General features: G+C 58.1%; 9 protein-coding genes and 1 pseudogene. 5 read left to right on the top strand and 5 right to left on the bottom strand.

The features are described 5' to 3' along the window. Positions 1–267: 267 nt before the first annotated feature. The 4 genes and pseudogenes from msrB to htpX all read left to right on the top strand — a co-directional run bounded on the left by msrB (position 268) and on the right by htpX (position 4,430). Positions 268–714, top strand: coding sequence for a peptide-methionine (R)-S-oxide reductase MsrB (gene msrB / locus BF12_RS0116050; protein WP_024953143.1), 447 nt, complete (start codon positions 268–270; stop codon positions 712–714). 185 nt (positions 715–899) lie between these two features. Further along, positions 900–1,895 (top strand): ribosome biogenesis GTPase YlqF, encoded by a 996-nt coding sequence (gene ylqF / locus BF12_RS0116045; RefSeq protein ID WP_024953142.1) that lies wholly within the window; start codon positions 900–902, stop codon positions 1,893–1,895. A gap of 238 nt (positions 1,896–2,133) precedes the next feature. Then, positions 2,134–3,372: a pyridoxal phosphate-dependent aminotransferase gene (locus BF12_RS0116040; RefSeq protein ID WP_024953141.1), complete on the top strand. Its 1,239-nt coding sequence runs from the start codon at positions 2,134–2,136 to the stop codon at positions 3,370–3,372. A gap of 159 nt (positions 3,373–3,531) precedes the next feature. After that, positions 3,532–4,430, top strand: a pseudogene (gene htpX, locus BF12_RS20590) (protease HtpX). 86 nt (positions 4,431–4,516) lie between these two features. Here htpX and nhaC read toward each other — a convergent pair. Both nhaC and pdxB read right to left on the bottom strand, forming a co-directional pair. Continuing rightward, the gene (gene nhaC, locus BF12_RS0116030; protein ID WP_024953140.1) at positions 4,517–6,076 is read right to left on the bottom strand and encodes a Na+/H+ antiporter NhaC; all 1,560 of its coding nucleotides are present in this window, start codon (positions 6,074–6,076) and stop codon (positions 4,517–4,519) included. 363 nt (positions 6,077–6,439) lie between these two features. Further along, positions 6,440–7,618, bottom strand: coding sequence for a 4-phosphoerythronate dehydrogenase PdxB (gene pdxB / locus BF12_RS0116025; protein ID WP_024953139.1), 1,179 nt, complete (start codon positions 7,616–7,618; stop codon positions 6,440–6,442). 214 nt (positions 7,619–7,832) lie between these two features. Between pdxB and BF12_RS0116020 the strand changes: the two genes are divergently transcribed. After that, a complete protein-coding gene (locus BF12_RS0116020; protein ID WP_024953138.1) occupies positions 7,833–8,111 on the top strand; it encodes a WGR domain-containing protein in 279 nt (92 codons plus the stop codon). 125 nt (positions 8,112–8,236) lie between these two features. On the opposite strand, the gene BF12_RS0116015 is transcribed toward BF12_RS0116020, so the two are convergent. From BF12_RS0116015 to BF12_RS23475, 3 genes are read right to left on the bottom strand one after another with little or no spacing between them, the layout of a single operon-like run. Beyond that, positions 8,237–8,566: a glutaredoxin family protein gene (locus BF12_RS0116015; protein WP_169734544.1), complete on the bottom strand. Its 330-nt coding sequence runs from the start codon at positions 8,564–8,566 to the stop codon at positions 8,237–8,239. 15 nt (positions 8,567–8,581) lie between these two features. Continuing rightward, the gene (gene rlmKL / locus BF12_RS23480; RefSeq protein ID WP_345917443.1) at positions 8,582–9,823 is read right to left on the bottom strand and encodes a bifunctional 23S rRNA (guanine(2069)-N(7))-methyltransferase RlmK/23S rRNA (guanine(2445)-N(2))-methyltransferase RlmL; all 1,242 of its coding nucleotides are present in this window, start codon (positions 9,821–9,823) and stop codon (positions 8,582–8,584) included. Then, positions 9,820–10,797: a THUMP domain-containing protein gene (locus BF12_RS23475; protein WP_345917442.1), complete on the bottom strand. Its 978-nt coding sequence runs from the start codon at positions 10,795–10,797 to the stop codon at positions 9,820–9,822. Before BF12_RS23475 ends, rlmKL begins: the two co-directional genes overlap by 4 nt. Positions 10,798–11,205: the final 408 nt, after the last annotated feature.

The raw sequence follows: 11,205 nt of genomic DNA, 5'->3' as shown, positions 1-11,205 counted from the left end.
ACCACTAGACGAATGGGACGTAACGTTCTTGCCTCGTTGAGGTGGCGCGTATATTACAAAGCGCCCTCCCTTTCGTCAACCCCCTGCTTCGACAGGATTTTTCCCATATTGGATACATGGCTTGTGGTCACGTCCTTGCGCCCGCATTCTTAAGACATATGTTGTCACCCATGACGACATCCACCTATTTCGGTCCCATCCTCCTAAACACGGAAGTCCGGTACATGATGGTCAGACCCGAAATATATCTTTCGAGAAGGATTCCCCATGAACGAGCACGACTCCCAGAATCAACCGTCTAGCGCTGATCAGGCACAAGACAAACTGACTCGTAGTGAAGATGAATGGCGCGCCCGCCTGACGCCTGAACAGTATCGCGTCGCCCGCGAAGCCGGTACCGAGCGTCCCTTCACGGGCGATCATGAAGTCAGCCCGACCGCTGGCACCTATCACTGCATCGGCTGTGACGCGACGCTCTTCGACAACGACACCAAATTCGATGCTGGCTGCGGTTGGCCGAGCTTTGATCGCCCCTATCAGGACGCTGCCATCGAAGAACACTTCGACACCAGCATGGGCATGCGTCGCGTCGAGGTGCGCTGCCGTCGTTGTGAATCCCATCTAGGCCACGTATTCCCGGACGGTCCGACCGAGACCGGCCAGCGTTATTGCATCAACTCCATCTCGCTACGCTTCAAGCCCGTTCGCGATTGAAGTACTGATACCAAGCCATGGCACCGCGGATCATGGACATGCGTCGCCCAACCCATGAGATGGCGGCCTCTGGTAGAATGCGTCGCCATACGCGTCTCTGCACCATCTTCCTTACATCAGGGGAAGGGGCAGGACAGAGGTTACAGGACAGCCGTCTTTTCCCATGACGGCAGGAGAGAAACAACATGCTGGGCTGGTACCCGGGGCACATGCATAAGGCACGTCGTCAGATAAAGGACGCCTTGCCGGAGATCGACGTGGTGATCGAGGTACTCGACGCCCGCCTCCCCTACTCCAGCACCAATCCTGTGCTGGCTGAGCTAACCCGCCACAAGCCGGTGCTCAAGCTACTATCACGCGCTGACCTTGCGGACCCGATACGTACACGCGAATGGGTCGAGTACTTTGACGCCCTGCCCAATACTCGCGCGTTGGCAATCACGACACTGGATGCCCGAGACCTCAAGCAGATCCCCAGGCTATGTCGCGAGATGGCCGGCCATATCCGTGTCGACCGCGATGCGCGCGTGATGGTGATGGGCATTCCCAATGTCGGTAAATCGACGCTGATCAATGGCCTTGCGGGACGCAAGATCGCCAAGACCGGCAACGAGCCCGCCGTCACCAAGCGTCAACAGAAGATTCGTATCGATGGGGGCATTGCACTGATCGATACCCCCGGGGTGATGTGGCCCAAGATAGAAGATCAGGCGAGTGCCTATCGCCTTGCCGGTAGCGGCGCCATTCGCGACACCGCCATCGACTACACCGATGTGGCGGTGATCGTGGCCGCTGAGCTGGCCAAGCGCTACCCGACCGAGCTGACCGCGCGCTACAAACTGAAGTCGTTGCCGGCCTACACCGCTCATCCGGATGCTGAGCGTGTCGAGAGTGATGGACCGCGCAAGTTGGACCTGATGGCACTGTCAGGCTTCAATGGTGTGGCCATTCTGGAAGAGATTGCCAGCAAGCGTGGTGGTCTGCGCGCGGGCGGGAGCCTTGACCTGCATCGTGGAGCTGAAGTGCTGCTACATGAGCTGCGCGACGGCAAGCTGGGCCGCATGACACTTGAAACCCCGGCTGACATCCCGGCCGAGCCAACTCCTGAAGCTAACGGTGAGCTGGAAGAAGGGCTTGCCCAGGCAGGCAGCCCTGAAAATGACGGTAGCCCGGCACAATAAGGCAATGAAAACAGCGCGCTAATCATCACGGTGCTCCATCTCACCTCATTCGAGGTGCCTTAAAGCCAGTGAATAATCCTGCCAGGCAACCTCTGGCAGGATTTTTTTCTGCCTGAATATTTCAAACCACAAATTTAACCACGCTATTACCCCTTTGCCGTGGCGCTACGGGCGGGCACCACGATATGCTGGGCGCTCGCCCCTACACCTTACGTGACGGAGATCTACGGAAAGCATCATGGATACCGAGCAAAGAAAGCCCCGCGAAATTCGCAAGTCTCACAAGCTGGACAATGTCTGTTACGATATTCGTGGCCCGGTACTTGAGCACGCCAAGCGTCTCGAAGATGAAGGTCATCGCATTCTCAAGCTCAACATCGGCAATCCTGCGCCGTTTGGCTTCGAGGCGCCGGAAGAGATTCTTCAAGATGTGATGCGTAACCTGCCAACGGCGCAAGGCTACTGTGACTCCAAAGGGCTTTACTCGGCACGCAAGGCGATCATGCAGGAATGTCAGCGCAAGGACATTCAAGGTGTCGGTATCGAAGATATCTACATCGGCAACGGCGTGTCGGAGCTGATCGTGCTGGCGATGCAGGCACTGCTGGATGACGGTGATGAGCTGCTGGTGCCAGCACCGGATTATCCGCTGTGGACCGCTGCTGCCAATCTGGCGGGTGGCCGTGCCGTACATTATCTGTGTGATGAAGCACAGGACTGGGCCCCCTCCATCGAGGATATCCGCGCCAAGGTGACGACCCACACCAAGGGCATCGTGCTGATCAACCCGAACAACCCCACGGGCGCGGTCTACCCACCGTCAGTGGTGAAAGACATCCTGCAGGTCGCGCGCGAGTATGGCCTGGTGGTGTTCTCCGACGAGATTTACGACAAGATTCTCTATGACGACGTCGAGCACGTCTCGACTGGCGCGCTGGCTGATGATCTGCTGGTCGTGACCATGAACGGCCTTTCCAAGAGCTATCGCTGCGCAGGGTTCCGCTCCGGCTGGATGATTCTTTCCGGTGACAAACGCCCTGCCGCTGACTTCATCTCCGGGCTCGACATGCTGGCCAGCATGCGCCTGTGCGCCAATGTCCCTGCCCAGCATGCCATCCAGACCGCACTTGGAGGCTATCAGTCCGTCAATGACTTGGTGCTGCCGGGCGGCCGCCTGTTGGCTCAACGCGACGTGGCCTGGAAGAAACTCAATGAGATTCCCGGCGTCAGCTGCGTGAAGCCCAAGGGAGCGCTTTACATGTTCCCGCGTCTCGACCCTGAAATGTATCCCATCGAGGATGATCAACAGCTGGTGCTGGAACTGCTGTTGGAAGAAAAGATGCTGCTGGTACAGGGCTCTGCCTTCAACTGGCCGACCCCTGATCACCTGCGTATCGTCACCCTGCCCTACGCTGACCAGCTGGAAGAGGCGATTGATCGTCTGGCGCGCTTCCTTGCCCGTCGTCGCAAGGCCTGAGCGAGTCTTCGAACGCCTGCCTCTCCCGCGAGTAGCGATTGGCGCACTGTTCGATATACGCTTTCCTGGCCGCCACACTGGCAGTGATTCATATCACTGTCAGCCTGACGGGCAGATAATTGCGCCTTACCGAATCCTTGGCACTGGAGACCTGACCCCATGATGCGGATAGCCCTCTTCCTGATCACCAACCTGGCGGTGATACTGCTGCTAGCGTCACGCTGCGCCTGCTGGGCTTCGATGGTTATATGGAAGCCAATGGCATCAACTACACCGCACTGCTGATCTTCTGCTTCATCATCGGCATGGCGGGCTCGGTGATTTCGCTGTTTCTATCCAAGAGAATGGCCAAGTCATCAACCGGCACCAAAGTGATCGAACAACCGCAGAACGATGCCGAGCGCTGGTTGCTCGATACCGTGGCAGAACTGGCGCGTGATGCAGGCATCAAGATGCCGGAAGTCGGCATTTTCCCGGCACAACAGTCCAATGCCTTCGCGACGGGCTGGAATCGCAACGACGCGCTGGTCGCGGTCTCCGCGGGCCTGCTCAATGGTATGCGCCCGGAAGAAATACGTGCGGTACTCGCTCACGAGATCGGTCACGTCGCCAATGGTGACATGGTGACCCTGACGCTGATTCAGGGGGTGGTGAATACCTTCGTGATGTTCTTCGCGCGTATAGCAGCACACGCCATCGACGCCTTCCTGAAACGGGGCAATAACAATGGCGGGTTAGGCATGTTCGGCTATATGGCAGTGGTGTTCGTACTGGAAATGGTGCTGGGCCTGGCTGCCTCGATGATCGTGGCCTGGTTCTCGCGCTGGCGTGAATACCGTGCCGATGCCGCCGGCGCGAGTCTGGCGGGCAGTGGGGCGATGATCAATGCTCTGGCACGCCTCAAGCAGGAACACTCGCTACCCGACCAGATGCCAGACAGCATGACTGCGCTCGCCATCACGACGGGGCAGAGCCGCAAGCTGATGGAGAAGCTGTTCGCGAGTCATCCGCCACTGGATGATCGTATCGCAGCCCTCAAGGCGGCAGCTGACAAGTAAATATTGTGTTCATCGCCGGAAAACGAAAAAGCCCGCCACGTGATGCACGTGCCGGGCTTTTTTCATGTGCCGAAGGAACAATCGACTCAGCGCATCTCTGTCACCGGCTCATGCGGCGTCTCCAACACCAGCGACTCTGCCAGCGACGTCGGCTCCACCTCCTCTTCAAGCTCACCTTCCTCGAGGCGCTCCAGCTTGAAACCGACCATGGCGTAGATGATGGCCAGCGCCAGATTGATCAGGTTGAACAGCGCAAACGGCAGATAGCTCAGGGTCGCGACACCGAGGGTGGCCGCCATGTAAGCACCGCAGCTATTCCACGGAATCAGCGGCGAGGTGATGGTGCCCGAATCTTCCAGTGCACGTGACAGGTTGACCGGCGCCAGGCCACGACGACGGAACTCGGCACGATACATGCGCCCGGGCAGAATGACGGAGATGTACTGATCGCCCGTCACCACGTTGGAAGCCAGACAGGTGCCCAATGTCGTGATGATCAGTGAGCCGGCATTGCGCGTAGCCCCCAGCAGGCTCTGCACCAGTCGCTCCAGCAGGCCGAGACGCTCTATCACACCGCCAAAGGTCATCGCCGAAAGGATCAGCCACACGGTATTGAGCATGCTGCTCATGCCACCCTTGGTGAGCAGCGAATCAATTACCTCATCGCCACTCGCCGACACGTAGCCATCAAACATCGACATCCATACGCCCTTGAGCAATGCCATGGCAGTCGACATGTCCGCCACATTGGCCAGCCCTACCACTGCCTGCGGCTGGAACACTACTGCAAAGATACCGCCCAGCACTGCACCAAGAAAGATGGTCGGGAAGGCCGGCATCTGACGCACGGCCATGACTAGCAACACCAGCAGCGGAATCAGCAGGTGCAGCCCGATATTGAACTGCTCGGCCAGCTGGAGACGCAGCGTCTCGACCTGCTCAGGTGTCTGCAGGCTTGCGACAGCGTCATGGCCAAGCCACAGGAAGCCCAGCATCGCCAGCACCAGACTCGGTACCGTCGTCCACAGCATGTGCCTGATATGGGCGAATAGCGTCGTGCCTGCGGCAGCAGGCGCGAGATTGGTGGTATCGGACAGTGGAGAGAGCTTGTCGCCAAAGTAGGCGCCCGAAATCACCGCGCCTGCCGTAATGGCCTCTGACAGCCCCAGGCCATCCGCAATACCGATCAAGCCGATGCCGATGGTGCCTGCCACCGTCCACGAGCTACCCACCGACAGTGCGACCAGTGCGCACAGCAGACAGGCAGACGCATAGAAATACTGTGGCGCGATGACATCCAGCCCGTAGTAGATCATCGCCGGCACGGTCCCCCCGAGAATCCAGGTACCAATCATGGCACCCACGGCAAGCAGGATCAGAATCGCGCCCAGCGATATCTGAATACCCTTGTTGATACCGTCTTCGATGTCACTCCAGCGATAGCCATTCTTGAGGCCTATCAAGCCCGCAATCATGCCACCACTGAGCAGCGCGACCTGATTCGGGCCCCACGACGCATCTGCACCGAACAGCACCACCGCCAGCACCAGCATGGCAATGACCAGTACGATGGGAATCAGGGCATCCAGCAGAGAAGGAGGCCGGCAGACGCTGCCCTCGCCGGTCTTATCGGATTGTTGTTGCATGCAAGGAACCATCTTCAGAAAAAAGGAATACCGTCACGCACCGTCTGGACAAACATGAGGGCAGGCGGAAGGAATAGGATACGGGGACAGGCACAGCATGACTTGCCCGCAAGGTCGCTCAAATTATGCTCAGGCGTCGCCTTGCAGTATTTCGGGAACAGTCACTGCAGACCAGCATCGACCTTTGTCGCACATTGCGCGCCATTATATCGACCAAGGTCGCGGACCGAAACGTCTAGCGTAACGACCATTTCTCGCGGCCAAAACGCAAACGCCCCTGCCGGCATGACCGACAGGGGCGAATGACACAAGGGTAGCGCCGAGACGAACAGACACTGAAGACCGAGGGCAATGCTCAGCCCATCATTTGGTCACCAGCTTGACGCGCGAGAAGCCGAAACCTTCGAGAACATCGCGCAGTTCACGTGCGTTCTTCTTCAGCTCAACACGCAACGTCGAAAACTCACGACGCAGCGGATATTCGCGACGATAGCGCACAAAGCCTTCGGCAGTACCGAAGCGACGCTGATAACGACGTAGGCCCAACACATCACGGCGCACGTCGTAACAGGCCCGTACGCACAGACCCAGTGCTTCTTCGGGCGGTGCCCAGCCCGTCAACACCAGCTTGCGCAACCACGGATCAGGTTTGAGCTGACCCAATTTGCGACGTGCCGGCAAGCCGAAATAGCGGCAGGCCTGTTGATAGATGATCTCAGTACCCTGCATCTTGCCATCCAGGCTGTGACCCGCAATATGCGGAGTGGCGATATCCACCAGCGAGGCAAGCTCGGCATCGATATCCGGCTCGTTTTCCCACACATCAAGTACGGTCAGCAGATCACCACACTCCTGCAGGCGCTGCTTGAGCGCAGCAGTATCGACGCAGCCTCCGCGCCCGGCACTCAACAGTACGCTGCCAGGCTTGAGAGCATGGATGCGCTCCGCATTCATCAGATGATGTGTCTGGTGCTCGCCAGTAGTGATCATCGGCGTATGCACACAGATGACATCACACTCCGCGACCAGCTGATCGATATCAACGAAGCGGGGCGCATTCTTGCTCTCATCGCCCTGCCCTTCGGCCTCAGCACGAGGCGGGTCGCAGACCAGTACCTCAGCACCGAGGGACTCGAGCCGCTTGATCAGCCGCGACCCCACCTGACCGGCACCGATGACGCCAAAGCGGCGGTTGAGCTGTAGATCAAAGCCTTCCTGCTCGGCCAGATGCCACAACGACGACAGCACGTAATCCACCACCGAATCGGCGTTACAACCTGGTGCGTTGGTGAAATGGATTCCCGCAGACTCGAGCCAGTCGAGGTCAACGTGATCGGTGCCGATGATCGGTGAACCAACGAAGCGTACGCGAGTACCCGCCAGTAACGCCTCATCCACTCGAAGCGTGGAACGGCAGATCAACATGTCGGCATCCTTGAGGACGGCGTTGTTGATCTCACTGGTAGGCAGACAGGTCACTTCACCCAATTCGGAGAAGAATTCATCTGCCAAGGGGACGTTATCATCCACGATGATGTGCATCTGTTGCCTTTTCCTTCCTGTGGCAATGGGTTGCGCTGCGGGCATATTACACTGACGTATCGGCTTTTATTGCCTCATACCTTGTCGCAAAGCTCGCGAAGATTACAATGGTATGATTTCCTGCCCGCCGCCGTGCCATCTTAGGCGCACGTCGTGGGCGTCACAAGCTTGCGACAATCGTCAGGCCATCACAGTCTCGCTTCGGGAGTCACGCGTGATCATCCGCTGGGAAAGCCACCACGATTACGTTCTGGTCCATGTGCATCAGGACATGTTCGGCGACTGGATCGTCAGCCGCTCCTGGGGCCAGATTGGCACCCAGTTCGGCGGGCTGAAACATGACCTTGCCGAGAACTACGAACAAGCCATGACCTGGGTCAGCGATCTTGCGCATATCCAGGCTTCACGCGGCTTCACCAAGGTACTTGAGGCAACCGCCGACAGTCCCGAGGCTGAAGACGCCATGCATCAGATGTCGCTATTGGAAGGCTAGACTTCTCAGCATAAACATACTGGCGTGCGCCATATATCAAACGCTACATACCAAAAGACCGCTCGTGCATGATTGCATGGGCGGTCTTTTGATGTGCGGCACCTCTCTCAGCCGAGGACTCGACCTCAGTTGAGAAAACGGCGTCCATTGCGCATGACAGCCGTCCTGGAGACGAGTGCATCTTGTGGTGGCGCCAATGCCAACCCTGGCACGGATAGCTCGACACCTTGCATGGTCAGCCACTCCGACAGCGTCTGGGAAGTGTCTGCAAGAGAATATTCCTCGCCTGCAGACGTCCTCAGCACCGGAATACGGGTGGCATAACGCGCTACCCGCGCTGCGTCATCCGCAATCTCGACCTTCTCCAGCATCACCTGCGCACCTGACTGCACAAGCATTGCCTCGAGCTGCCCGCACAGATGGCAGCCTGCAGTGGTGAAAAGCTGCAGTGGCACCAAAGCACCCATTATTTAGCCCTTCACGTCGCTAACACGACGAATGCGGTAAACGTGATGGATATCCGGACGACGCTTGAAGTCAGGATCCAGCAGCTTACGCGATAGATTTTCCACTACCAGGTGCTCGCTCACGCTGTCATCCAGCACGAAACGACGATGGTTATTGGAGAAAATCAGCGTGCCGCCGGGTGCCAGACTCGCTACCGCCAAGTCAATCAACCGTGCGTGGTCGCGCTGAATATCCAGGGTGCCTTCCATCTTCTTGGAGTTGGAGAACGTCGGCGGATCCATGAAAATCAGGTCGAATTGCTCGCGAGAGCGCTCCAGCCACTTGAGGCAGTCACCCCGTACGAGCTGGTGGCGCTTCTCATTGATGCCGTTGAGCTTGAAGTTCTCACGCCCCCAATCCAGGTAAGTATTGGACATGTCGACGCTGATACTCTCACTGGCCCCGCCCAATGCCGCGTGCACACTGGCCGTCGCGGTATAGCAGAACAGGTTGAGGAAGCGCTTGCCTTCCGCTTCACGCGCCAGCAGCTTGCGTACCGGACGATGATCCAGAAACAACCCGGTATCCAGATAGTCCTTGAGATTCACCCATAGCTTGGCATCGCCTTCCTGCATCTCGATGCGCTGACCAGAGGTATCCTGACGCGTGTACTGTGCCTTGCCCGCCTGACGGGTACGCTGCTTGATGTGAATGTCATTCGGCGAGCAACCCAGCACACCCGGAATCGCGGCCAGGGCATCCATCAGGCGCCGCTGCGCTTGGCTTGCATCCACGGACTTGGGCGGCGTGTATTCCTGCACGTGCACGTGACGGCCATAGATATCGATGGCCAGCGCGTATTCCGGCATGTCGGCATCGTAGAGACGATAGCAGGTGGTATTGCTTTGCTTGAGCCAGCGGGCCAGAGCCTTCTGATTTTTCTTCAGGCGATTGGCAAACATCTGACCGCCTTCGCTCAGCGCAGGCTGACTTCGGGCATCTTCGACCACACTGTCTTCATCAGCCGCACGCTCACGCATGGTCACGTCAATCATGAGCAGCTTGCATTCGAGCTGACCATTGCGGAAAGCATACTGACGATGAGCACGCAGTCCCAGGCGGTGACCCAGATCAGGGTTACCGGTGAACATCGCCAGCGTCCAGCCGCCGAAATGACGCTTCATACGCTCGCCCAGGCTCGCGTAGAGCGGCACCAGCGCCGGCAACTCACCCAAGCGCTCACCATAAGGCGGATTGGTGATCACCAGCCAGCCGTGGCGCCTTCAGGGCAGGTCAGTTCCGCGACGGAAGCACCTTCAAATTCGATCAATGCAGGAATGCCAGCACGCATGGCGTTGGCACGTGCTGCCGAAATCGCCTGCGGGCTGTAATCACGTCCAAAGAGACGCGCCGTAACCTGACGACGCCCGGCAATGGCACGCTGCTCCATCTCTTCACGCAGCGCCGTCCAGATACGCTCGTCGTGGCGGCCCCAGTGACGGCAGGCAAACTGCTCGCACAGCGCTTGCGGTGCGATATCAGCCGCCATCAGTGCCGCTTCGATCAATAGCGTACCGGAACCACACATCGGGTCGACCAGGCTTTCGCCACGTGCCGCACGTGCCGGCCAATCAGCGCGCATCAACAGGGCCGCGGCCAGGTTTTCCTTGAGCGGTGCGTGAGCAATATCCGGGCGATAGCCGCGCTGATGCAAGCTACGCCCGACCAGGTCAATACCCAGCGTGATGTAACCGTTATGCAGATGGGCATAGATACGCAGATCAGCGCCCTTGCCATCGACCGTCGGCTTGTTGCGCCCTTCCTCGAACATCGCCTCGACGATGCCATCCTTGACGGTCTGAGCGCCAAAGAAAGTATGCCGGATGTCTTTCCACGTTCCGTGGAAATCGACGGCGATAGAGGCACGATCAGGCAATTCCATCGCCCAATCGACCCCAGCACTTGCCTTGCGCAATTGCTCACCGGTATCCACACCACCGACGCGAGTCAGCAAGCGAATGATGCGGTTAGCCAGGCGTGACCACAGGATGGTGCGATAGGCCATTTCCTGACTGCCATTGAAATGCACACCAGCGACGGTAGTTCCAGTCACCTCGGCACCCAAGGCAGTCAGCTCGTCAGCCAGCAGCGTTTCAATGCCACGCGGGCAGGTCGCAAACCAGGTGGATAGCGGGTTGCTGGGCGCACGGGGCGAGGTCGCAGAGGTTGTGTCAGTCATGAATCTCTCACCGGCAAATGCCGGACTTATTCCTGTGAGTTGGCTTCTGGCACTAGCGATATTCCTATACGGCTGTCGACAAGCCAGAGGCAGTGTTCTAAAAACTATAGGTGTAGCTACGAATTCGGACAGGTAACACGCCATGCGAAATCGAGGGTCAAGGAGCGAAACCCTCATTCGGGCAATTTTCCAAACCCGCACAGGTATCAATAGTGTCGGTACAGGAGAATAGTGACCTTTCCATCATCACACTCGAGCGTATTCAAGCAAGACTCTCAATCATCTCACACCCGCGACCTTTTCCGACATGACTGGTCAACAGAACGAGATGATGAAGCATGAGGCGAAGGTGCCTGTCAGGGCATCGGCCTACTCTCTCAATCGGCGCATCGTGCTGCATCTGGCGTC

The sequence above is a fragment of the Cobetia crustatorum genome (assembly GCF_000591415.1).
In the GTDB taxonomy this organism is placed as follows: domain Bacteria; phylum Pseudomonadota; class Gammaproteobacteria; order Pseudomonadales; family Halomonadaceae; genus Cobetia; species Cobetia crustatorum.
This window is presented reverse-complemented; position numbering and strand designations above follow the sequence as displayed.

Coding starts and splice junctions, on each gene's coding strand:
- msrB (WP_024953143.1), top strand. CDS start 268: ATGAACGAGCACGACTCCCAGAATCAACCGTCTAGCGCTGATCAGGCA.
- ylqF (WP_024953142.1), top strand. CDS start 900: ATGCTGGGCTGGTACCCGGGGCACATGCATAAGGCACGTCGTCAGATA.
- BF12_RS0116040 (WP_024953141.1), top strand. CDS start 2,134: ATGGATACCGAGCAAAGAAAGCCCCGCGAAATTCGCAAGTCTCACAAG.
- nhaC (WP_024953140.1), bottom strand. CDS start 6,076: ATGCAACAACAATCCGATAAGACCGGCGAGGGCAGCGTCTGCCGGCCT.
- pdxB (WP_024953139.1), bottom strand. CDS start 7,618: ATGCACATCATCGTGGATGATAACGTCCCCTTGGCAGATGAATTCTTC.
- BF12_RS23475 (WP_345917442.1), bottom strand. CDS start 10,797: ATGACTGACACAACCTCTGCGACCTCGCCCCGTGCGCCCAGCAACCCG.